Source organism: Xanthomonas sp. NCPPB 4037 (assembly GCF_041475695.2).
Taxonomy (GTDB): domain Bacteria; phylum Pseudomonadota; class Gammaproteobacteria; order Xanthomonadales; family Xanthomonadaceae; genus Xanthomonas; species Xanthomonas campestris.
This window is the reverse complement of the sequence record NZ_CM191261.1, coordinates 2,495,251-2,519,799: the sequence shown is the minus strand read 5'-3', so window position 1 is coordinate 2,519,799 and position 24,549 is coordinate 2,495,251. Positions and strand designations below refer to the sequence as shown.

Below are 24,549 nucleotides of genomic sequence, written 5' to 3'. Positions count from 1 at the left end.
GGCGGCTGCTTCCGCTGCTGCAGAAGTCAGCCATTTCCGGGACGACGCGGACCTTGCCCGCGCGATGGATCAGACCTGTCCGCCAAAATCCAAGCGGGACATGGGCATGCTGCGCACGCGCTGGCGGGTGAGCGCGGACACGGCGTTCGCCACCGCCGCAGGCACCGCAGGCAGACCGGGCTCGCCGATGCCGCCCATCTTTTCGCCGCTTTCGACAATCCGCACATGCACCCGCGGCATCGCCGATGGCGCCAGGATCGGATACATGTCGTAGTTGCGTGCCACCGGCGTGCCATCCTTCCAGACCGACTCTTCCAACAGCACCTGCGAGACACCCAGCGCCACGGCCGAGTTCACCTGGGCATCGATGATCGCCGGATTGACGATGCTGCCTGGGTCGATCGCCTGCCAAAGCTCATGCACCCGCACCTGGCCACCTTCGATGGAGACCTCGGCAATGGCTGCGGTCTGGGTGCCGAACGGCGAGGCCATGGCGATGCCGCGTGCGCGCTGGCTGCCGTCCTCAGCGGTGAACGGCCCGCGCTTCCATGCCCCGGACAGCTCCACCACCGACTTCAGCAGCGTGGTCAGGCGCGGATTGTCACGCAGCAGCTTCAGGCGCAGCTCGTAGGGATCCTGCTTGCCCTTGTCGGCCAGTTCGTCGAGGAAGGACTCGTAGAAGAAGTCATTCATGGAGTTGCCGACCGAGCGCCAGTAACCCAGCACGACCGGGTTCTTGACGTACAGGCGCGCCACCCGGCGGTTGGCGATGGCGTAGGACTTCCCGCTCAGGCCTTCGACCGAGGTTGGATCGACCGTCTCGCCCTTCTGCCCGGCAATTCCTTCAGTGGGGCCTTCCGTGGCGCTGACCGCCTCGAGCGCCACGGGCATGCCCTGCGCGTCCAGCGCCCCGCGGAAGCGCACCGCGGCCATTGGCCGCAGCGCGTCGCGCAAGAATTCCTCCTCGCGACTCCAGATCAGTTTGACCGGGCGTCCGACCGTGCGCGCCAGCTCGATCGCCTGCGGATAGGGACAGGCCGTGTCGTAGAGGAAATGACGCCCGAAGAACCCACCCAGCAGGGGCGAGTGCAGCGTGATCTGCGCCGGGCCCAGCCCAGTGCGCTTGGCCACGTCGGCTAGAAACATGTCCGGCGCCTGGTTCGGCAGCCACAGCTCAAGCGATCCATCCGGGCTGAAGCGTGCGGTGGCAGACGGCGGCTCAAGCTGGCCGTGGTTGACGTATTGGCTGCGGTAAGTGGCTTCCAGCGTGCTGTGCGCACCCTTGAACGCCGCGTCCAGATCGCCTTCGGCCTCCACCTCGTCGCCACCGCCTTGCGCCGCCTGCTCGGCCATCTGCGCAGAAAACGCATCGCTCGAAAAATCCGCTGGCATGTAGCGCAGCTTGGAATCAGGGCCAGGCTCTTTCCACTGCACCTGTGCCGCTTCAGCAGCCCGCTTGGCATTCCACCAGCGCTCGGCCACCACGGCCACTGCACCCGGCAAGCGGTGCACCGAATGCACGCCATGCATCGCCTTGAGCTGGTCTTCGTTGGTGATGCCGGCCACTTCCATCCCCAGGCGCGGGGCGTGCTGGACAGCGGCATGCAGCATCCCTTCAACCTTCACGTCGATGCTGTAGACCGCTTTACCGACCGACTTCTCGTGCATGTCCAGCCGCGCAACGCCTTTGCCGATCCAGCGGAATGTCGCCGGATCGCGCAAGGTGACACTCTCCACTGCGGGCACCGGCAGGTCCAACGCCCTGGGGGCTAGCTGCCCGTAAGCCAACGCGCGACCGGAGGCGGCGTGCAGGACTTTGCCCGGCTCGGTCGTCAGTGACGACAACGGGACCGACCACTGGTCAGCCGCAGCCTGCATCAGCATCCGCCGTGCCAGCGCGCCCAGTTTGCGCATCGTGTCGTAACTGGTGCGCACCGACATGCTGCCACCGGTCAGTCGCATGCCGTTGCCCATCACCTGGAAATCGGCGCCAGTGGGCGCGGCAGAGACAACAAAGGTGGATGGGTCGGCATCCAGCTCCTCGCCGACAATCTGCGCCATGGCGGTGAAGATCCCCTGCCCGCCTTCCATGAAGGGGCTCTGCAGGCGGACCAGATTATCGGCGCCGATTTCCAGGAACGCAGGCACACGCGTGCCGGGAACCATCGTCTTGACGCCAAGCTGCGCCCTCGCCTGCCCGATCGGCAGGCCGAAGCCCAGCACCAGCGCGCCAGCGGTCGCGCCGGCAGACTTCAACAGGAAACGACGCCGGGAAATGTTGACCGGCTGTTCGCCACGAGGCAGTACTTCCTTAAGGTCGGCGCCTGGATGATTGCGGGCCATCACTCCACCTCCGGGGCCGAGACCTGGTCGCCGGGTGAGCGCGTTGCCCTGAAGGCGGCCGCACCCGCCATCAGCGTGGCCGCCGCAATCAGTGGCGATGCCCCATTCGATGGGCTGGAGGCCTGCGTCGCCGAGACAGCCTGGGCTGTCGGCTCCGTATGCCCACCACCGGAAAGATCTTCAAGCGCGGCGAAAATCGCGTTGTAAGTCCCGCAGCGGCACAGGTTGACCATGGCGGCCTTGACCTGCTCCAGTGACGGCTTGCTGACCTCTTTGAGCAATGCCGTAGCGGCCATGACCTGTCCGGACTGGCAGTACCCACACTGCGGCACTTGATGCTTGACCCATGCCTGTACGACCCGTTGGCCAACAGCATCGGCTTCGATCGCTTCGATCGTGCTGACCTGCTTGCCTACAACCCCTTCCACCGGAGTCACGCAAGAACGCGCCAGCACCCCGTCGATCATGACCGAGCAGGCGCCGCACTGGGCGAGGCCGCACCCGTACTTGGTTCCGGTCATGCCCAGCTCATCGCGAATCACCCACAACAACGGGGTGTCGCCGGGAGAGTCGATTTCAAACGTATGATTATTGACTGTCAGTTTCATGGCTTGGCCAGGTCGAGTCCACCGACAAAATTAGCATTGGCTGATCGCGGTGAGGGGTCGGAAAATCAACTAACAAGAATGAGCCGTATTGATCAATACCTGGATCAGGTCCACGAACCGGCGCGGTCGTCCAAAGAATGTGCGATCGCCCACACTGATGGCCAAGGCGTAATTCTTAGTATGCTGGCAATGACGTTGCGGATGACATCGCGCACCATCAATTCGTCCACCTGACACCACCTCTGTACGGGTGTGGCGAAATGGCCAGGGTCGGCGAATCCTCTTGCTTTGAACTTTAAAGCAGGCGCTGACAGGCGCGCTGATCGCCCGCTGGCGCTCTTGGCCATGCCCATGGTGAAAAGCTTGAGACGCCTTGACCCGACATGCCCGCGAGCAAACCCTGGCCCGTAGGAAGGCCTGATAGCAATGGTCTGAACGCGTGCGCTTTAAAGCGCATCAGGCCTCGCCCGATGCGATAGGTGCCTGACGATGCTTGATGCTGCTCAACAAGGCCACAGGTACAAGCACGCGTCCGACGCGCCAAGGCAGTGACGCAGCAAGACCTCAGAATTCCTCGCCGGGTTAGCCAAGCGCGTGCTTACTGCTTCGACCAATTCCAGCAAAGCAAAGATCCGCTTCACCAGACGGGTCGGCGCGTGCTGAAAGCCCGAAACGCCATGTAGCCTCGGCAAGACTCTTTTGGAAGCCTGCCTGCGCGGACGGGTGCGCGCAACATCTCGCACACAGGTCCCTTTTCCAGCGAAATAAATGTGCGCCGAAACGCGCCCAGCCTGGGTTTCAGCCTAGGGCGCGTCCAGTGCAATATCTACTCCAATGCTGGGCGGCCCTACTGCCCATCCACAAGGCATGAACTAATGCTTGCTTGGCCCGGCATACTCCGGCCCACTGGCAGGCTCATCCATCTTATCGCCCAGCATGCGCCGCACCACCACGAAGAACATAGGGATCAGAAACACGCCCAGGACAGTGGCAAACAACATGCCTCCGATCACGCCTGTGGAGATGGCGTGGCGGGCGTTGGCGCCGGCACCGCTGGAGATGGCCATCGGCACCACCCCCATGATGAAGGCAAAAGATGTCATCAAGATTGGCCGCAGCCGCAGGTGCGCGGCATTGACGATGGCGTCATGCAGCGTCTTGCCTTGCGCACGCTCCATCACCGCGAACTCCACGATCAGGATCGCATTTTTGGCGGCAAGCCCAATGACGGTAATCAGACCAATCTGAAAGAAAATGTCGTTTGAAAGGCCACGAAGCATGGTGAAGGCCAAAGCACCCAGCGCGCCCAGTGGCACCACCAGCAAGACAGAAACCGGGATCGACCAGCTCTCATACAACGCTGCCAGGCAAAGGAAGACCACGACCAGCGACAGCACCAACAACAGCACCTGGCTATTGCCGGCCAGGATCTCCTGGTAGCTCATGCCCGTCCAGTCCGAGCCATATCCGGCCGGTAGCTCATCGACATAGTGTTCCATCGACGTCATGGCTTGCCCGGAGGAGCGCCCGGCAGCCGGCGAGCCATTGATGTTCACTGCGGCATAGCCATTGAAGCGCCCCAGCGACGGAGGCGTGGAACGCCAGCCGGTCTTGACAACGTTGCTCAGCGGGATCATCGCCGCGTTGCCGTCCGCATCAGTTTCGGTACTGCTAGGGGTATAGAACTGTGCCAGCGACTCTGGACCGGTACGGTAAGGCGCATCGGCTCGCAGGTTGACGCGCTTGATGCGGCCACCGTAGATGAAGTCGTTAGCGTACACGGGTGCAAGCATCAGCTGGACCGCGGTGTAGACATCACTGACCGACAAACCCATCGTCTCTGCCTGGATACGGTCCACCGCCATGGTCAGCTGGGGAGCGTTTTCCAGCGTGTTGGGACGCACCTGCTGAAGCGAATCATCCTGGCGGGCAGCAGCAAGCAGCTGGTCGCGTGCAGCGGTCAGCGCCTCCCTACCGGCACCGGTGCGATCTTCCAGCCACATGTCAAAACCGCCAAACTGACCAAGCCCCTGCACGGTCGGAACGTTGACCACGAAGATCTGGGCTCCCTTGATGCCCTGCACTGCCTGATTGGCCTGCTGAATGAAATCGCTGACGGTGCCTTCACGCTCTTCGTATGGCTTGAGTTTGAAGAACCCCATGCCGACGTTTTCACCCAATCCAACAAAGCTGAAGCCACTGATTTCCAGGAAGTCGCCATAGCCATGGATCTTCCCGGTCACATCGCGCACTTGCGAAAAGACCTCTTTTGTCTTGGACACAGGCGAACCGGGCGGAAGCTGCACGATGGTCATCGCGTAGCCCTGGTCTTCTTCGGGTATGAAGCTGGTGGGTATTTTAGTGAACAGGAAGCCGGTAATGACCAGGAGCACGGCGAACACCACCATCCAGCGCGGGGCATGACGCACCTGGCGTCCGATCACGCCGACGTAGGTGTTCTCCAGCTTTCCATAGTATTTTTCGAACACGCGGAAGAACGCGTTCTTCGGCTTTTCGTGGCTATCGTGTTCGTGCTGCTTGAGGAAACTGGCACACAGCGAAGGAGTGAAACCCAGGGCCAGGAACGCAGAGAACGCCATGGCGATGGCCATGGTCAGCGCAAACTGCTTGTAGATTGCCCCGGCCGCGCCGCCCTGCAGCGCTGAGGGCACGAACACCGCTGCCAGCACCACCGTAATGGCGATCACCGCACCGCTGATCTGCTCCATCGCCTTGATCGTCGCTTCGCGTGGCGGGAGTTTTTCCTCCGCCATGATGCGTTCGACGTTCTCAATCACTACGATCGCATCATCGACCACGATACCGATCGCCAGTACCAGTGCGAACATCGTCAGTTGGTTGATGGTAAAGCCGATGATGGACATGCCAACGAAGGTGCCCAGCAGCGCCACCGGGATCACCAGCGTCGGGATGATCGTGGCTCTGAAATTCTGCAGGAAGATCAGCATCACCAGAAACACTAGGATCACCGCTTCCAACAGCGTGTGGATCACCTCCTCGATAGAGATCTTGATAAAGGTCGTGGTCTCATAAGGCTCGAACCAAGTCACCCCACTGGGGAAGGTGCTAGACAGCTCCTTCATTCGTGCCCGAACCGCGTTGGCCGTATCCAAGGCATTCGCGCCAGGCAGCAGCTGGATCCCGAAGGTACCCAGGGGCTTGCCGTTCCATTGCGTGTCGAAGCCATAGTTCTGCGGGCCGAACTGCACACGCGCAACGTCGCGAAGGTGCACGACCGCACCGTTGTCATCAGATCGCAGGATGATGTTCTCGAACTGCTCCGGCGTAGTGAAGCGGCTCTCGGCCGAGACGGTGGCCGTGAATTGCTGGCCCTTCGGGGCCGGGTCCGCGCCCAGTGCACCGGCGGCGAACTGGACATTCTGGCCCTGCACGGCGCTGAGCACGTGGCTGGCGGACATGTTGTAGCCCTGCAGCTTCAATGGATCCAGCCAGATGTTCATCGAGTACTCGGAGCCAAACTGGCGACTGCTGCCCACACCTTGGATGCGCGAAATCTGGTCCAGCACGCGTGATGCCACGATGTCATTGAGCTGGTTACGCCCGATCGTCGGATTGTCAGAGGTCAAGCCGATCATCATCAGGAAGCCCGCACTGGCCTTGGCCACAACCACACCCTGACTGACCACTTCACGGGGTAGCCGCGGCTGGGCGAGCGAGACCTTGTTCTGCACCTGGACCTGGGCGATGTCCGGGTCTGTGCCGGTCTGGAAGGTCAAGGTGATCTCCACCCGACCGGACGAAGCCGAGGTGGAGGTGAAATACAGCAAGTTGTCGATACCGGTGAGCTGTTGCTCGATGACCTGAGCAACCGAGCTTTCGGCCGTATCGGCACTGGCGCCTGGATAATTGGCCACTACCGTGATCTGGGGCGGTGCGATGTTGGGATAAGACTCGATGCCAAGGTTGAGGATCGAGATCACCCCGGCAAGTGAAATGAGGATCGCCACAACCCAGGCGAACACCGGGTGGTCGATGAAAAATTTTGGCATGGGGAAGTTCCTTACTCGGCCTGGGCTTGAGCCGGCTGCTGGGCGTCTTGGCCCGTCGCGTCATCGGAAGATTTGGGATTTGGCGTGTCGCCACTTGCTGCGCCTGTCGGGCCAGGCGGACCGTCTTGTTGCTGCTGAGCTTGCTCAGCAAGTGCCTGTGCGTACGGCACGGCCTTGACCTGACCGCCTTCCCTGGCCTTCTGCAGGCCCAGCGCGATGACCTGGTCGCCAGTATTCAAGCCCTTGGTGACAATCCATTTGCCATCCAAAGCGCGACTTTCGATCTGCACATCCTTGCGGGAGACCTTGCCGTCGAGGCCGACCACCATGGCGTAGGCGCCGTTGGTATCACGCTGGATCGCCGCCTGCGGCACCAGGAAGATATTGCGGCGTTGCCCCAAGTCGACCTCAAGAGTCACAAAGCTGCCAGGCAGCAGGGCCTTCTGCGGATTGGGCACCGTGGCTCGCAGTGACACTGCACCGGTCGCTTGGTCCACGACCACGGACGAAAAGTCCAGGATGCCGGTCTGGTCATAGGCCTGACCATTATTCATCATGACTTTAACAAGCGTGTCCTGAGTTTGGTTGAGGCTGACTTCTCCCTGACCTTGCGCCTGGCGCAGTGAGGCAAGCTCGGAAGAGCTCATCGAGAAGTTGATATATAGCGGGTCGATCTGGTCAACCGTGGTCAGCAGGGTCACATCACCTGAACCCACCAGCGCACCTTCGGTCACCCTTTGCTGGCCGGCGCGGCCGGAAATGGGGGAAGTGACGTTGGCATACCCCAGGTTGATCTTGGCGTTGCTCACCGCCGCGCGGGCCTGCTGCAGCGACGCGGCGCTGCTGCGTTCAGTTGCCTGGGCGTTGTCCAAGTCCGATTTTGAAACAAATTGCTCAGGCGCCAGGCGGCGCGCGCGCTCGGCAGCGACGTGGGCATTGGTGTAGGTCGCCTGAGCCGAGGCAAGCTGGCCTTGAGCAGAGCTCAGGTCTGCTTGGAGCGGTGCCGGATCGATATTGAACAGCACTTGGCCTTCCTTGACGTCGGTGCCTTCGTCGTACACACGCTTGAGCAGCACCCCCGGCACGCGCGCGCGCACGTCGGCGCTGCGCACAGGCGCCAGGCGACCGCTGAAGTCACGCACCAGCGGCACGGTTTGAGGCAAAACCTTGACCACCCCCACCTCAGGCGGTGGCGGCGCCTGCTGTTCTTCCTTTTTACAGGCGGCCAGAGCCAGCACGATGGCCAGGCCAAGATGCCGAAAACGGATGGTCGTCATTGAATTGCTCCTAGGGATATTTTTCATTCAAAGTTGCTTGGCGATGCGGCTGCCGGTCTGCAGCGATCGCGGGGTGTCTGGGTGAGCAGGAACAGCTCAACGCTGCGATGCACCCAAGCCAGTCGGGCCTGCGCGTCGCGCGGTGGGATACAGAAGCGTTGGCGTTCGATCTCCATGCCGGCAACCATGCTCAGAAACAGTTCGGCAGAGTGCCGCGCGGCATCGACCGCGCCTGGATAGACAAAATGCCTTGTCAACCAAAGAGCGAGGCGATCAATCAGAACCCCGGTGAAATCGCGAAACAGAGAAGCCGAGCTGGCCGTCGGCCGCAATCCGGCACTGGGGGCAAGCTGGCTGCTGAGCGCAACCAAAGGTATTGCCATGTGCTCAAGGTAGTTTCGTGCCACGCTTTCCAGCGCAACATTGACAGGCGTTGCTTCATCGAGCTGGGCGACCACAAGCCCAAGGCGCTCTGCAAGCATGCAGCTGAGTAGCGCTTGCTTGCTTCCAAACTGGTTGTAGAGTGTCTGTTTGGAGCAACCGGCACGACGCGCCACCATCTCCAGGCTGACCTGTGGCCCGCGCTCAAACAGCAGTTCTCTGATGGCGCCAAATACCTTGCGTTTACGTTCGAGTGACTGTTCGTTTTGCGTGTGCACTACAGCCATCATTAAGTGATACTCCGCAAGGCGCCGAGTTTCTGATCCCCTAGAGCGTGTTATGAACTTTGAAATAGAGCGGCTGCATTTCCAAGCATCAGGATCGTGAAGACGACAAAGTGCAAACCGGCCAACGTTTCCGGCAATCGCTCATAGTCGCGCGCCAGTCGTCTGAAGCGATTGACCCAGCCGAAGCTGCGCTCGACAACCCAGCGGCGCGGCAGCAAGACAAAGCCTTTCTTCGCTTCTTGCAGCTTGATGACGTGCAACTCAATGCCCTCTTCCTTAGCCGCTTGCGCCGGTTCTTGGCCGGTATAGCCCTGATCCACAAAAGCGATCTTGACCGTTTCACCGGTCACGTGTTGTACCTCCTGGGCCAACGAACGGACCTGTGCGCGTTCCTGCTCGTTGGCCGGCGTGACCTGGACGGCAAGCAGATGTCCCAGCGTATCGACGGCCATATGCACCTTGCTGCCTTTCTTGCGCTTATAGCCATCGTATCCAGCACGCGGCCCGCTTTCACAGGTGGACTGCAGCGTCCGGCCATCAAAAATCACCGCGCTCGGCTGGCCTTTCTTCCCCTGTGCCACACGCAAGAGTGAGCGCAGATCGCTGACCATGGCCTCAAAGCAGCCAGCCTGCAGCCAGCGCTGCGTTTGCTGATACACCGCTTCCCAAGGCGGGAAATCGTTGGGAAGCAATCGCCACGGTGCGCCGGCGCGTGCGATCCAGCGCAGTGCGTTAAACATCGCGCGTAGCGCGTATTTGCGCTGCGGTGCTTGCGCATCCATCAGTGTGAGATATGGCGCAGCGAAGGCCCATTCTTCGTCGGAGATATCGGTTGGATATGGCTTACGAGGCTTCATCCGTATACGTTATCGTGACAAGGGCAAAGTTCATAACACGCTCTAGGTGGAGAGGCGCATGTCCGCTTACCCATGGGACGCAGCAAAATCGGCCGATACGCGATAAAGCGTTCGACATGACGTTGTTTGACTGCGCTGATTAAGAGCGGCTAACAAAACGTAGCGAGCAGTCGTCAGGTGGGTGCGGACGGCGCGGAGGAACCGGAATGTACGTGGGTACATGCCGATTCCGAGCACCGGCCGCGCCCGCCTGACGGCTGCGCAGTAGTTTTGATAGCTGCTCTAAGTCGGCTTCTTTGCAGGCAAAGTACTTGGTGCGATGCACCATATCATCGGACGATCTTCTTATCCGCGTCCTCATTCAGAACACAAGCATGAGAGATCCTCATCAATCCCTGCGGCAATCAGCACGACCGGCGGGGCTTATTCTCCTCAGCATAAGAATGCTGGAGGAGGTGCAAAATTACCAAACCACGTTGGCTAGACGAAACCGAGTCTGGCGAGAAATCCGTAGCACCCACCGACGTCCCCCCAATTTTGAGTAGCGCCCCAGTTTGGAGTCCAATTCCCTACCCCGAGGAGATTGGACGTGAAGAAGCGCTTTACCGAGGAACAGATCATTGGCTTCCTGCGCGAAGCCGAAGCGGGCATAGCGATCAAGGACCTATGCCGGCGCCATGGCTTCAGCGAGGCCTCGTACTACCTGTGGCGCAGCAAATTCGGCGGGATGAGCGTGCCCGATGCCAAGCGGCTCAAGGACCTCGAGTCCGAGAATGCTCGACTGAAGAAGTTGCTAGCCGAGCAGCTGTTCGAGAACGACCTGATCAAGGATGCGCTGCGAAAAAAGTGGTAAGCGCACCGGCGCGTCGTACGCTGGTGCGCGAGTGGATCGGGCGCGGTGCCAGCGAGCGTCGTGCCTTGGCAGCGATCGGCATGAGCGCCAGTGCGCTGCGCTATTGCCCGCGCGAAGACCGCAATGGCGAACTGCGCGAGCGCATTGTTGCGCTGGCGCATCGCCATCGTCGCTATGGCGTGGGGATGATCTATCTCAAATTGCGGCAAGAAGGACGCATCGTGAACTACAAACGCGTGGAGCGGTTGTACCGCGAACAGCAGCTACAGGTCCGACGGCGCAAGCGCAAAAAAGTGCCAATAGGCGAGCGTCAGCCGCTGCTGCGGCCATCGCAGGCCAACCAGGTGTGGTCGATGGACTTTGTGTTCGACCGCACTGCCGAAGGGCGGGTGATCAAGTGTCTGGTGATCGTGGACGATGCAACCCACGAAGCGGTCGCCATCGACGTGGAGCGCGCGATCTCGGGCCACGGCGTTGCGCGCGTGCTGGACCGACTGGCGCACAGTCGCGGTTTGCCGAAGGTGATCCGCACTGACAATGGCAAGGAGTTTTGCGGTAAGGCGATGGTCGCCTGGGCGCATGCCCGTGATGTGCAACTACGGCTCATCCAGCCAGGCAAACCGAACCAGAACGCCTACGTCGAATCCTTCAATGGCCGACTACGCGACGAATGCCTCAACGAGCACTGGTTCCCGACGTTACTGCACGCGCGCACCGAAATCGAACGCTGGCGACGCGAATACAACGAGGACCGACCCAAGAAGGCGATCGGCGGCATGACCCCGGCTGCTTATGCCCAACATCTGGCAAACACCGATATCATCAACCCCGGACTCTAAACCAGGCCGCTACTCAGGGCGGGGGGACGTCGCCGGAAATCTCCACTGGCAGTTCGACTCGTCCTTGAAGCTCTGAAGGGCAGTCCGCATCCACCACTTTCGGCCAACGCTTTGTTGATTGCCGTCAACACCCATGCCCTCGAATGCAACCGCATCCTGCATCGCTCATCTGACGCCAGTAAGCACGAACTTCTGTACGCGTCGCCCGGTGCCGACTTCCGTGACGTACAGGTTGCCCTGACTATCAGTGTCGATGGAATGCATCCAGGTGAACTGACCGGCTTGCCGGCCGATCCGGCCAAACGAGCCAAGCACCTCATGGGTTCCACGCAGCAGGATCCAGATACGTCCATTCATCATGTCGCCGACATACAGATACTTCTTGTCGGGTGACAGCGCCACGTCGGTGACCGTACCCAATCCGCCGGTCTTTCCTTCGATCACGACATTGCGTACAAACTTCAGGGTTCCATCTTTGCTCAGGTCAAACAGCTGGGCCCGGTTGTTCTGCCTGTCACAGACATACACCTGCCCGTCACCGGTGGGTACGACGCAGTGGATGATCGTGCCAAATTCAGGCGACTCCGGGTTTGGTCCATTGCCCGCATTAGATGTTGCCTGACTCTGGTCGAAGGTACCTTGCCGTGTCTGGGTGGTCGGCGCGCCACCATAAGCACCCCAAACACCGAAAGCCTTACCGCCGGACTCGTCAAAACCAAGGAAGCGCCGATTGATATAGCCATCGGCGACCATCACCCGGTCTCCGATGCGGCCCACGTCGGAAGGGTTTCCAAGATGCTCAAGATCGGCATTGCCGTTGGTCTGCTCACGCCGCCCGATCTGACGAATGAACTTCCCGTCCGAGGTGTAGTTCATGACCACATGATCGCCGTTGCCGATGCCGGCGAACCAAAGCGTCCTGTCGCTGTCGACGAAAATTCCGTGGAGACTGACAGGCCATTGGTTGACGCCGTCAATTGTGGGCGCGGTTTCCGGGCCTCCAAATCCACCAAGAAAATCTCCATCGGCGCTGAAATGCGTGACAGCAGGCGCGGCGCGGCAGCACAAGGCGATGGGCGGCGATTGACTGAGTCCGTCATCGGTCTTGGTGAGCGAATCCGGGCGATGCACGAGCCAGACACTGTCATCGGCGTCGACGGCCACACCGCTGACCTCGCCCCAGAGCATTGTTTCGGGCATGTGCGGCCAGGAAGGGTCAACTGCAAAACGCGGGACTTTTGTCCCTGCGGGCGCCACGACATGCTCCTGGACCTCAACAAGCGGCCGAGCGGGCGACGCGGCCAGGCCGTAAGACGAGGCCGTGACCAGGGCAGAAAATAGCGTGACAGATGACAGAAAGATGGGACGCATTGAAGACTCCAGAATTAAGACGATGAGCGATTCGTAAGGACAGCAAGCTGTGACTTGCGGTTGTCGCACGCCATCTCGTGTAGGCGGGCGACATGGAAGGACACACTTGGCCCTTGCCGGCGACGAAACGGCCCCAGGATGCCCACGTCAGCTTTTCTGTCGGAGTGATGACCATCCTCGCGCGTAAAGCGGATCTTGAATAGCTAATCAATACTTAAAGGCCATATTAGTAAATCTAATTATGGTTTCGTGTGAGACTTCATCGATGGTTACAGACACGATTACCGTTTTGCTCCTATGCGACACCTGCTTGCTGCGCAGACCGCCGACGTGCATGCGGCCGCGCGGATCCGTTGGATTCAAACCAGCCGCGTGCGCCGAGATGGTCTCGGCCCGCGATGACGCGATCTCGCAAATGCACGCAGTCCAGGACCCATGCGAGTGAGCCAAGCGCCGCAACGCATCGTGCTCGGGCTGATGTGCAGTGTTTTTGCCGTCTTTCTTGTCACCGGCGCAGCGCTACCGGCCCTGCCGCTGTACATCCATGACGACCTTGGCCTCAGTACGTTCACTGTCGGCCTGGTGTCTGGCGCCCAGTTCGCCTCAGCGCTACTGTGCCGGCTTTGGTCGGGCCGCATCTGCGACCAGCAGGGGCCAAAGTTCGCGGTCATCGTCGGGCTGTTCTTGGCGTTACTGTCTGGGCTGATTTATGTCCTTTCAACAACGGCCACGCAGGACGCGCGAGTGGCGCTGGCCATTCTGATGCTGGGACGCGTACTGCTTGGCGGAGCGGAGAGCTTTGTCATGATTGGCGCCCAGACTTGGTGCCTGGCGCTGGCCGGTCCCGGCAACGTCGGAAGGATGCTTGCCCAAATTGGTACCGCCATGTTTGTCGCGATGGCGCTGGGCGCCCCGCTCGGCAGCTATCTTTTTGAAGAATTCGGCTTCTTGTCGATCGGTATCGCCACGAGCGCGGGGGCCGCACTGGTCTTGCCGCTGGTCATCTCCAGAAGGGCGATCAAGGCCCCGTTGCGCGTCAGCATTTCCGCAAAAAAGGTGTTGCGCTCGGTCTGGGTGCCTGGGGTGGCGATGGCCCTTTCCAGCGTTGGATATGGAATCATGACAGCCTTCGCGGTCCTGCTCTTTACGCAGCGGGACTGGCATCCTGCCTGGATGTCCTTCACTGCGTTTGCGGTCGCCTTGATGGTGGCGCGTGTGTTTTTCGGCGCCTTGCCAGACAGGCTGGGAGGCGCAAGAACGGCGATGATCTTCATCGTCATTCATAGCGCCGGCCTGGCCATGATCTGGCTGGCGCATTGGTCTTGGCTGGCCTTTACCGGGTCTGCGATGGCAGGTTTTGGCTATGCCATGGTCTACCCAAGCCTTGGCATGGAGGCCGTCGCCAGGGCGCCAGCCGAGGCGCGCGGCCTGGCGATGGGGGTCTACACGGCCTTCATCGATCTTGCACTGGGCGTCTTGGCGCCTCTGCTGGGGCTTGTCTCCAACGCCTTGGGGCTTGGTCCGGTGTTTTTGATCGCCTCGCTGCTCGCCCTGTGCGCAGTGCCGATCACAAGCTGGCTGCACTCCCATTCGCCTCCGGGCAATCAGACGCCGATGCGCAGATAAGTCTGGCCCGGTAGCCCGCCTGACAGCGCCAGCCACGCACGCGGGACGCAATGGCCAGCAGTGCTGGTAAAGATCTGACACACGGTCAGTGGAGCTGCGAACGGTGTCGCTGACCCACTGACGTCAAGACCCGGCCACGACATACCAAGCCACGCCTTGACGCAAGTCGATTGCGGCCCATCAGTGCTTTGAAACAAGTTCTCTCCCAAACACTCCGATGCTAGGAGGCGTTGGCGATGCCACAACGCACTGCGGCAACTTCGTGCGATGTATGCGGACCGAGGCCCACCATCCTCGGTCCGCCCGCCTAGTCTTCCAGCAAGGAAGATCACTTAGCGGCAGGCGCGAGTGGATGCAGCCACGCGTCCGCGCCACTGGTGTAACGCTCCTGCTTCCAGATCGGCACGCGCAGCTTGGCCTGGTCGATGATCCAGCGGCAGGCCGCAAATGCACCGTCGCGATGGCCCGCGCTCACCCCGACCCACACGGCCATTTCGCCAATGGCCAGCTCGCCGGTGCGGTGGATGCACCGTGCATCGACGATGTCAAAGCGCGACAGCGCTTCATCGAGCACCTTTTCGCCCTCAGCCTGAGCCAATCGCGCATAGGCCTGGTAGTGCAGCCCGGTGACGGGCTGGCCCTGGTTGCTGTCACGCACCCAGCCTTCGAAGCTGGCGAACGCACCGGCGCTGGAGTCCAACAGCTGGCCGCGCAGCGGCGCGGTGTCGATGGATACGGTGGTGATGGAAAAGCGCGGCATTTCAGCCTCCGCTGACAGGGGGAATGAAGGCAACCTGTGTACAGGCGGCCGGCGCATCGTCGCTAACAAGTCAGACGCAGTAGGCGCTATTAATGAACTGGCGGTGGGCCGCGCCCATGTTTCAGGTCTCCGCCGAGAACTTGGCGTCGAATAATGGTTTCCGGTGCCCTACCCCGATAAACGCCCCGGAATCGTGCCCACTTACTTCGTAACCAGCAGCGCCCTCGTCCCGACGCGTTGCGGTCCTTTGGAACTAGCCGTTGAGAATGTCCATCGCGCACGGCTCAGCCCGTTGCGGTGCAATAAGCGTTGCAACTCACGCCGCACGCGGACGACATCGGCTTGGGCAGCACTGTCGAGAATGCGTTGCGCCAGCGCATCAAATTGCGGCCAGAACTGGCTGGGGTCGCGCACGCGCTGTGGCCATACGGCCAGCATCTTGCCCAGATCGGACAGCTGGTGATCGGTATTGGTGCGGATGCTCATGTCGCGTCTCCCGGCCACTCCAGAGCGACAGCGTGGACCGCGCCGTCATCGATCAGGGTGAAAGCAAGCGCTGCCTGGGGTATTCCATCCACCTCCAGCCTGGCATCTCCGCCTTTACGCTGGGTGATGTCGATGACATAGGTGCTCGTGCCGTACCGATAACGCAGCTGGTAGCCCGGCCATGCGGCCGGAATGCACGGTGTGATCTGGAGACGCGTGCCGCGCCGCTGCAGACCGAGCAGCGATTCGGTCAGTAACCGATACATCCAGCCCGCTGCGCCGGTATACCAGCTCCAGCCGCCGCGACCGGTATGCGGGGCCACCGCGTAGACGTCGGCGGCCAGCACGTAAGGTTCGGCTTTGTAGCGCTGCACTGCCTGCGCATCCAGCGCATGGTGAATGGGGTTGATCAGCCTGGCGAGCTGCCAGGCCCGGGCGCTATCGCCAAGCTGTGCGAAGGCCATCGCCGCCCAGACCGCGGCATGGGTATATTGCCCCCCGTTTTCGCGCACGCCGGGCACGTAGCCGCGGATGTAGCCGGGGTCATGCCCGGTGCGATCGAATGGCGGCATCAACAACTTGACGACGCCTGCGTCCGCATCGACCAGCTGCTGGTGCATTGCATCCATGGCCTGCGCACTGCGTGCTGGATCCATCGCGCCGGATAACACCGACCAACTTTGCGACAGCGAATCGATGCGGCACTCGTCAGACGTATGCGACCCCAGCGGCGTGCCGTCGTCGAACCAGGCGCGCCGATACCATTGCCCGTCCCAGGCATGCCGCTCCAGCGCAACACGCAGGGTCTGCGCGTGCGCATGGCAGGTAGCGGCAAAGGCGTGATCGCCGCATTGCACCGCCACGGCAGAAAAACGCAGCAGTGTGTCGTAGAGGAAGAACCCCAGCCAAACGCTTTCGCCCTTCCCTTCCTTGCCGACGCGATTCATGCCGTCGTTCCAATCGCCGCTGCCGATCAACGGCAAACCACGCTCGCCCAGATGTGCCATGCCGCGTTGCAGTGCAAGCACGCCGTGCGCATAGAGCGACTGCAGCGCGCCCGTCACACCAGGCAAGTCGTAATACGACTCTTCGTCGGCCTTGAGTGCACGCCCGTCAATAAAGCCGACCAGTTCATCGAGCACGCCGCTGTCAGCGGTGGTGTCCAGGTAGCGGCAAATGGCTTGAGGCAACCACAAGAAGTCGTCCGAACACTGTGTGCGCACGCCACGGTTCTGTGGCGGATGCCACCAATGCTGGACATCGCCTTGCGGAAACTGGCGCGCGGCGCTGCGCAGCAGGTGCGCGCGGCTGAGCTCCGGCTGCGCGTGCACCATCGCCATGCTGTCCTGTAACTGGTCGCGAAACCCGTAAGCGCCTCCGGATTGGTAATAGCCGCTGCGCGCCAGGAACCGGCAGGCAATGGTCTGATAGAGCAGCCAGCCGTTGGCCAACAGGTCCAGTGCCGGGTCGGGCGTGGTCACCTGGACGGTGCCCAGCACCTGCTCCCAATGCGTGCGCACGGCAAGCAATGCCGCGTGTGCGGTGGCCACGCCACGACTGCGCCGCGCCACGTCCAGCGCCGCATCGCGGCTGCTGGCCGCGCCCAGCCGGAACACCGTCTCCACGCTCTGCCCGGCCTCCAGCGTCACCGGGATCTGGATCGCCGCACATGGGTCCAGTCCTGCGCCGACCCGCCCGGATAGCCGCTGCCGGGACAGCGCGGCCGGCGCTTGCATGTCGCCATTGCGGCCCAGGAACTCGCTGCGGTCGGTAGTGATACTGCGGCTGGGTGCATCGGCATCGAAGAAGGCGACGCGGCCGTCGAACTCGGTGTTGTATGGGTTGCGTGCAGTGAGCACGCTGGTTGCCAAATCCACCTCACTCACCACGTGCAGCTGCGAGCGCGTGCGGATGTCACCGAGTACCCATTCCACATAGCCGGTCACGCTAAGCCGACGCGCGCGGCCGGAGAGGTTCTTCAGCCGTAGATGGCTGAACTTGATGGGCTGCTCTACATCGACGAACACCCAGAGCTCGCTGGCAATGCCATGTTCGGTATGGCTATAGACGCTGTAGCCGAAGCCGTGGCGCACTGTATAACGCCCGCTGCCGCGGCACGGCAGCGCCATCGGCGACCACACCTGGCCAGTCTCCTCATCGCGCAGGTAGAACGCTTCGCCACAGGTATCGCCGACCGGGTCGTTATGCCAGGGCGTCAGCCGGAACTCATGCGCATTCTCGGCCCATGTATAGCCGGGGCTGCTATCGCTGACCACGGTGCCGAATTGCGCATTGGCCATCACGTTGCACCACGGCGCCGGCGTGGTCATACCCTCGTCCAGGGTGATGCAGTATTCGCGACCATCGGCGGCAAACGCACCAAGGCCGTTGTCGAACAGCAGCTGGCCTGCCTCAGCCTGCGCGACTGCAATGTCCAGCACCGACGCGCTAGGCTGATCGGTGAGATCGGCCTGCTGCGGCAGGCGTTCCAGCAGCGGCGGCTGCACGCGCCGGCCGGCAAGGCGCTCCAACTGTGCGGCAAGCGTGCCGTTGGCGTCGCTGAGGATTGCACGCGCCACGGTTTGCAGCAGGATCCGGTCTTCCTGCGAGATGTGTTCGATGGCACGCACGAAAATGCCGCCTGGGCGGTCCAGCACATTGGCTTCCGGGTCGGCGGCGATCAGCCCCAGGATGGTGTCCTGTAGCTGTTGCCGGTAACCGGACTGGCTTTCGTTCCAGATCACCAGATCCGCGCGCAGCCCCTTGAGCCGCCAATACGCATGTGCCTGCACGAGCTGCTGCACCAACGCCACATTGTCCGGGTCGGCGATGCGCAGCAGGACGATCGGCAGGTCGCCGGAAATGGCATGACTCCACAGCGCCGATTGTCCTCGATGGTTATGCAGCAAGACCTCGCTATCGGCGCGCAATTGCGGGTCGACGAAGAGCACGCGCGCGGCAAGCCGTTCGTAGAGCATCGCGTCTTCCAGCGAGGCGTTGATCTGTCGGCGCGTGACCTGGCTCTGTGTCAGTGCCAGATCGAACACGCGGTCAGCCAAGCGGCGGTCACGGTATTTGTCGATCAGCGCACTACACGCCTCGCGCTGGGTGCCCATGCCGTAGACCATGTCCACCTGCGCCTGCTGATCTGGCGCCAACGCGATGCGGCAACGGATAGCCACAATGGGATCAAGCACCGAACCTGCGGCGCCGGACAACATGCCCTGCCCGCTCAACGCCACTGGGTTGCGGGTGCTGCGGCCACGGCCGACGAACGCGGCACGATCGGTCTCGTAGGAGATCGACGCCACATCCGCATCGTGGACGGCAACCAAATGCAACATCCACGGCTGCGCTTCGTCATGTCCACGCGGGCGCCGTGTGCACAGCAGTGCCTGCTTGTCGGCCAGGATTTCGGTCTGCACGAACAAGTTGCTGAACGCCGGATGCGCTTCGTCGGAGGCGGCCGGTGCCAACACCACTTCGGCGTAGGTGGTGATTTCGATGATCCGCGTCTGCCGTGACCGGTTGCGGATGCGCAGTCGCCGCAGCTCCACATCGTCCTCGGCGGAGATGGCGATTTCCAGATGGCTCTCATAGCCCTGGTGGCTGCCTTTGAACTCGGCCTTTGCATCCGAAAAGATCGCCTCGTAGCGCTCCACCGGAACGCAGGTCGGCTGATGTGCGGCCGACCATGTAGCACCGCTGTCCACGTCGCGCAAATAGCAGAACGTACCCCAGTGATCGCGGGTACCGTCCTCGCGCCAGCGTGTGACGGCCATGTCGCGCGCGCGGCTGTAGCCACCGCCGGCGGAGGTCAGCATTCCGTGATAGCGCCCATTGGAGAGCAGCTGCAGCGCCGGTTGCGGCAGGTCCGGATCGCGATAGATGCGCAACGCCATCCCCGCCTCGCTGGGCACTGGTCGATCTTCGGCGTCGGTCAATCCCTTGAGGTAAACACCGGCGCGCGGCGCTCGCTCCTGCAGCAGTAATGCCGTTGCCTGGCATTGTGGGTCGGCCATGAAGCGGGCTTGCATGGGCGCATCACGCAGCACCTGGTCGAGCGCCAGCAGCGCCATGCCCTGATGGTGTGACATGAAAGAGCGCACCACCGCGTGCTGGGTGCCACGCGGGACGCGTGCCGGCGTGTAATCAATCGCCTCATAGAGACCGAAGCGCCCACCAAATCCCAACTCCTGCAGTCGCTGCAGATTGCGACACGCCGCATCCGGTTCGACCATCAACGCCATTGCACTGGCGTAAGGCGCGATCACCAGATCCTGGCCCAGCCCGCGCTTGAGTCCGAGCCCAGGGACTCCAAAGGCGCGGTATTGGTAATTGCGCTGCGTATCTACCGTGTTGTAGCCCGATTCGGACACGCCCCAGGGCACATTGCGCGCCATGCCATAGCGAATCTGCGCCTGCACTGCGCCGCGCATCGAGCGATGCAACAGCGTCTGCGGGTAGCTTGGCATCACCAGATCAGGCATCAGATACTCGAACATCGAGCCGCTCCACGACAGCAGCGTCGGCTCGCCGCCGGTATCGGTCAGCGTGCGCCCGAGGGCGAACCAGCTCTCCTGCGGCAACCTGCCTTGCGCAATCGCCACGAAGATTCCCAGACGCGCTTCCGAAGCGAGCAGATCGTAATTCCCCGCATCCAGGCGGCGCTCGTCGACGTTGTAGCCGATCGACAACAACTGCTGCGCGGGGCGGTAAAGAAAGTCGTAGTCCATCTCTGCCAAGCGGCCTGCGACCTGCGCCAGCTGCTCCAGTTCCTGCAGACGTGCAGAGGCCCAGCGCTGCGTGCTGGGCGTACCATCGGTTGCGGCCAGCTGCCGCAGCGTTGCGACACGGCTGTTGTGCGCTACCGGCGCATCTGTCTCGGGATCGGCCTCTGCAGAGGTGCAATGGCTCAGCTCGGCCAGCACCGCTTCACAGGTCTCCACTAAGCGCTGCAGCCAAGGATCGGGCGCCTCGCTGCCGCGACCCTGGCGTGCTGCCCGCATCAGTTGGCCTTGCGCCAGCAGCAGCTGCAATGTCGCTTTGGCTTGCAGTACCGTCGGCACCGGTAGCTCACGCACCCCATCCAGTGCGTGGGTCATTGCAGCCAGAGCGGCACCGTCACCATCACCACGCGGCTGCTCGGCGAGCACGGCAACGGTGTCAGACAGCCCATCGAAGAGCGCCGAGTGCAGCAGCGGCGCATCTGCCAGCGCCAGCAGGCCCTGGCGCAAGGTCAGCAGATGCCCGGCAAGGTTGCCGCTGTCCACGGTGGACACGTAGCGCGGCGACAGCGGCGCGAGGGTTTCGGTGTCATACCAGTTGTAAAAATGCCCGCGATGACGCGGCAACCCTTCTAACGTGGTCAGCGTGTCGGTCACCCGCGTAATCACCCCGCCCATGGTCAGATAGCCCAGGTCGTAGGCGGCCAGGTTGGCGAGCAGGCCCAGGCCGATATTGGTCGGCGAGGTGCGACTGGCCACCACGGTCTCCGGATACTCCTGCATGTTGTCCGGCGGCAGCCAGTGATGCTGCGCCGTGCAATGGGTCTCGAAGAATGCCCAGGTGCGCCTTGCCAATCCGCCAAGAAACACGCGCTGTTCCTGCGACAGTTGTGCCACCGGCGCGGCGGGACGTTCGCCCAGCCACGCCATCACCCAAGGCGCTGCCATCCAGCTCAGCCCCATTGGCAACGCGGCCCACAACGCCCACGGGGCCAACCAGGCTACCGCTGCGACGACCAGCGCCGCGGTGCAGGCAGCGCCTGCCATGACCCGATGCTCTGCGTCGCCACTGCGCGCACCACGTTCCACCTCGCTGGACGGCGCCCACTGCAGCAGATGGCGGTGGGTCATTACCATGCGCACCAGCGAGCGCGCGATGGCTAGCCAGCTGCAGTCCGGCTTCGAATGGCAGGCAGGCAAGCACCACGCCAATGCGCAGCATCGATTGACGCGGCCCCACCGCCACCTGGCGCGCATGATGGTGCCATGCCAATCCTTCAGGGGGATGGGCCAGCGCATACGCTGCCGAACACAGCCCTGGCAAGAGCCATAGCAGCAGCAACCAGAGCGTCCAGCGCACGGGTGTCGGCGATGCCAACCAACCGGTCAACAACAGGGCGAAGGCGGCCGGTGCCACCAGACTGCGGCGCAGGTTGTCCAGCAACTTGCCACGCGATAGCCACGACAGCGGATTACGCGCATGTCGGCCGTCGCGGTCAGGCACCCACGGCAGCAGCCACGGCAGTAATTGCCAGTCGCCGCGCACCCAGCGCGCACGGCGCTTGGCATCCGTGGCGTAGCGCTGTGGGTGGCGCTCGTAGAGGCGCACATCGCTGAGCAGGCCGGCACGCACGTAACAGCCTTCCAGCAGGTCGTGGCTCAGCACGCGGTTGTCGGGAAAGCGGCCGGCCAAGACCTGTTCAAAGGTCGCCACCGCGTAAATCCCCTTGCCGATGAACGAGCCTTCGCCAAACAGGTCCTGATACACATCCGACACCACACGTGTGTAGGGATCGATGCCTGGTTCGATGCCGAACATGCGTGCAAACCGCGACTCGCCGCCTTCGCTCATACCGGTGCCAAGGCCAGGCTGCAAAATGCCGTAGCCGGCTTCAACGCGTTGGCCGGTCGCGTCCAGGCGCGGCACGTTCAGTGGATGCGACATGGCACCCACCAGCGCACGGGCAGCATCCCTGGGCAACTGAGTGTCACTGTCCAGGGTGATCACATAGCGCACGTGCACCAATGCGGTGACATCGCCCTGCAACTGCAAGAACTCGGCCGCAGCTTGCAGAGCCACGTCCTCGGCACATAGCAGCCGGTTGAGGGCTTCCAGCTTGCCGCGCTTTCGCTCTGCGCCCATCCAGCAGCGCTCGCCTGCGTTCCACTGGCGTGCCCGGTGCAAGAGGAAGAATCGGTCGCCGTGCGCATCGGCATAGCGTTCGTTGAGCCGCTCGATGTGCTGCGCTGCGCGCGCTAGCAACGATGCGTCGGCCGGCAGCGATGCCTCTGGCGCATCCAGGAAATCGGTGAGCAAGGCGAAGTAGAGCTGTGCATCGCGATTGGCCAGCGCGTGCACCTCAAGCGCGGCAGCCAGCTCATCGATCGCCTCCGCGTTTGCCAGCATGCTGGGCATCACCACCAGTGTGCGGCAGTCGGGCGGAATGCCCAGGCGCAATTCCATGCGCGGCAATGGATGCGGACGCACCCACAGCGTTGCCACCCAGTTGACCAGCGCGATCCCCAGCTCGCTGGCGGCCAGCACTGCAAGGCCGCCGACAGACCACCACACAGCCGGCGGCAATTCCGGCAGCCATCGCATCAGGAGGCCGGCCCACAGCAGCGAGATCAGTGCAATCGGCACCAGATAGATTGGCAGCGGTACCCTGCGTGCCTGCGGCCGGTGCGAGATCGGCAACGCTTGCGCAGGCGTATGTGGCGCACGCAGTGCTGCACGCAGCGTGGGCAGCCCGGCATCCACCAAGAAATAGCCCACATGTGCGGCGACCGAGCTCCGGTCGTCGGCCCGCATCGCCAGCTGCAACGCTACGTGTGCCACTTCCGTCTCGTCGCCGCGCATGTGCTGCGCCAGCGATTCCACTACGTGGCGGTAGGCATCCCGGGTCTGGAAATCCATGCGCGCATAGACATCGGCGGGATCCTTGCGCAGGGTCTGCTCGACCAAACTCATGCTCTCGACGAATTCGCGCCAATCCATCTCATCCAGAAAACGCAGGCTTCCGATGCTGTTGCTGATCGACACCTGCTCGGCGGCTTGGCGCTGGCTCTCGGCATGCACCAAGCCCTCCACGCTGTGGCCTTCGCTGGCCAACCACTGCTCCACCCATGCACTGGCCATCGACAACACGGGGCCGCGGCCTTGGATACCACGCGTGAGCTCAGCCACGAATGCGCCGGTGGCGGGCGGCTGCGAGCGTGCCATGTCGGCCACGACGGCCACGACATCCTTGGGCTGCGCTGCAGCGGTGGCATTGAGCAACGCTGCCCACTGCGCGGCGAGATGTGTGTCGCGTCCATCGTGCATGATGTCGTCGGCGATGCGGCGCACGTTGTCGATCAAGGCCAGCCGGAGCACGATTGGAACCGCCCATAGCTCGCCAAGTTTGAGCGGCGCGACCTGCTGATAGGCGGCGATGAAGCGACTCAGCGTAATTGCGTCCACACGGCCATCGCCATGCGCAACAACCTGCAGCCCCAGCTCGTAGACACGCGGCAGGCCAGTCGCGGTTGGCGTCTGCAGACGCGGCAGTTGTCGGCTGTAGCCCGGCGGAAGATGCAGTCGCGCCAGGCGCATGTGCTCTTCAACCAGATAATAGTTGTCCAGCAACCACTCCCCGGCAGGATGCATGCGCACCCCCTCAGCAACCATCTGGCTCAGCTGCGCTGCTGCACTGCCAAGCGCCCGCTGATTGCGTTTGAGCCCCGATAGCAGCAACTCCCGTGCCGGCCCTGTGTAGAGCACATGCGAGGTTGCCAGCGCACGTGCCAGCCCCTCCATTTGTTCATCGCCAAGCAGGGCTGCGCTGGGAAGTCCAGCATTACGCGCCGACTGTGTTGGTGGTGCTGCTGGTTGGATAATCGACTGCCACCAGAGAGAAAACGCAGAAGCCTTCCGTGGTGGAAGCATGGAGACAGGACCTGTGCGGCGTGAGCGCCGCTAGAGCCAGGATCATGCGCGCTGGCGCCAGGTGACATGTGAAGGCTTCAGGACAGTGGCTGACATTGGGTCAGGCGCCAGAGGCACTCGCTTGCAGTACCGTTGCACGGGGCAGATCAGCCGGTCTGCAAGAGCTGTGCGATCT

At 62.3% G+C, this 24,549-nt stretch carries 11 protein-coding genes, 1 other RNA gene and 1 pseudogene; 2 read left to right on the top strand and 11 right to left on the bottom strand.

What is annotated here, in order from left to right:
• Positions 1-69: 69 nt before the first annotated feature.
• From ACCQ01_RS11170 to ACCQ01_RS11140, 7 genes are all read right to left on the bottom strand, one after another.
• Positions 70-2,343, bottom strand: coding sequence for a xanthine dehydrogenase family protein molybdopterin-binding subunit (locus ACCQ01_RS11170; protein WP_228434239.1), 2,274 nt, complete (start codon positions 2,341-2,343; stop codon positions 70-72).
• A complete protein-coding gene (locus ACCQ01_RS11165; protein WP_228434240.1) occupies positions 2,343-2,951 on the bottom strand; it encodes a (2Fe-2S)-binding protein in 609 nt (202 codons plus the stop codon). The genes ACCQ01_RS11170 and ACCQ01_RS11165 overlap by 1 nt, the downstream gene beginning before the upstream one ends.
• A gap of 872 nt (positions 2,952-3,823) precedes the next feature.
• The gene (locus tag ACCQ01_RS11160) at positions 3,824-6,982 is read right to left on the bottom strand and encodes a multidrug efflux RND transporter permease subunit (RefSeq protein WP_228434241.1); all 3,159 of its coding nucleotides are present in this window, start codon (positions 6,980-6,982) and stop codon (positions 3,824-3,826) included.
• A gap of 11 nt (positions 6,983-6,993) precedes the next feature.
• Positions 6,994-8,259, bottom strand: coding sequence for an efflux RND transporter periplasmic adaptor subunit (locus ACCQ01_RS11155; protein WP_228434242.1), 1,266 nt, complete (start codon positions 8,257-8,259; stop codon positions 6,994-6,996).
• 23 nt (positions 8,260-8,282) lie between these two features.
• Entirely contained in the window at positions 8,283-8,918 is a 636-nt protein-coding gene (locus ACCQ01_RS11150) for a TetR/AcrR family transcriptional regulator (protein ID WP_503258105.1), read from the bottom strand.
• A gap of 59 nt (positions 8,919-8,977) precedes the next feature.
• Positions 8,978-9,784, bottom strand: coding sequence for an IS5 family transposase (locus tag ACCQ01_RS11145; protein ID WP_006449292.1), 807 nt, complete (start codon positions 9,782-9,784; stop codon positions 8,978-8,980).
• Between the two features lie 147 nt (positions 9,785-9,931).
• Positions 9,932-10,006: non-coding RNA, sX9 sRNA (locus ACCQ01_RS11140), on the bottom strand.
• A gap of 367 nt (positions 10,007-10,373) precedes the next feature.
• On the opposite strand from ACCQ01_RS11140, the gene ACCQ01_RS11135 reads away from it, so the two are divergent.
• A protein-coding gene (locus ACCQ01_RS11135; RefSeq protein ID WP_372358798.1) for an IS3 family transposase occupies positions 10,374-11,476 on the top strand; the annotation gives its coding sequence in 2 pieces (ribosomal slippage) (positions 10,374-10,632 and positions 10,632-11,476; 1,104 coding nt in all).
• 165 nt (positions 11,477-11,641) lie between these two features.
• Here the strand turns inward: ACCQ01_RS11135 and ACCQ01_RS11130 are convergent.
• Positions 11,642-12,847 carry an NHL repeat-containing protein gene (locus ACCQ01_RS11130; RefSeq protein WP_228434121.1) on the bottom strand — a complete coding sequence of 402 codons (1,206 nt, stop codon included), beginning with the start codon at positions 12,845-12,847 and terminating at the stop codon, positions 11,642-11,644.
• A 441-nt stretch (positions 12,848-13,288) separates the two neighbouring features.
• Here ACCQ01_RS11130 and ACCQ01_RS11125 point away from each other — a divergent pair, with 441 nt between their 5' ends.
• Entirely contained in the window at positions 13,289-14,473 is a 1,185-nt protein-coding gene (locus tag ACCQ01_RS11125; RefSeq protein ID WP_228434120.1) for an arabinose transporter, read from the top strand.
• A gap of 328 nt (positions 14,474-14,801) precedes the next feature.
• Here the strand turns inward: ACCQ01_RS11125 and ACCQ01_RS11120 are convergent, their stop codons facing one another.
• The 3 genes and pseudogenes from ACCQ01_RS11120 to ACCQ01_RS11110 form a co-directional block, all read right to left on the bottom strand.
• A complete protein-coding gene (locus ACCQ01_RS11120; protein WP_228434119.1) occupies positions 14,802-15,233 on the bottom strand; it encodes a molybdenum cofactor biosynthesis protein MoaE in 432 nt (143 codons plus the stop codon).
• 201 nt (positions 15,234-15,434) lie between these two features.
• Positions 15,435-15,719 carry a hypothetical protein gene (locus tag ACCQ01_RS11115; RefSeq protein WP_228434118.1) on the bottom strand — a complete coding sequence of 95 codons (285 nt, stop codon included), beginning with the start codon at positions 15,717-15,719 and terminating at the stop codon, positions 15,435-15,437.
• Positions 15,716-24,374 (bottom strand): annotated as a pseudogene (locus ACCQ01_RS11110) (glycoside hydrolase family 94 protein). Before ACCQ01_RS11110 ends, ACCQ01_RS11115 begins: the two are co-directional and overlap by 4 nt.
• Positions 24,375-24,549 lie beyond the last annotated feature (175 nt).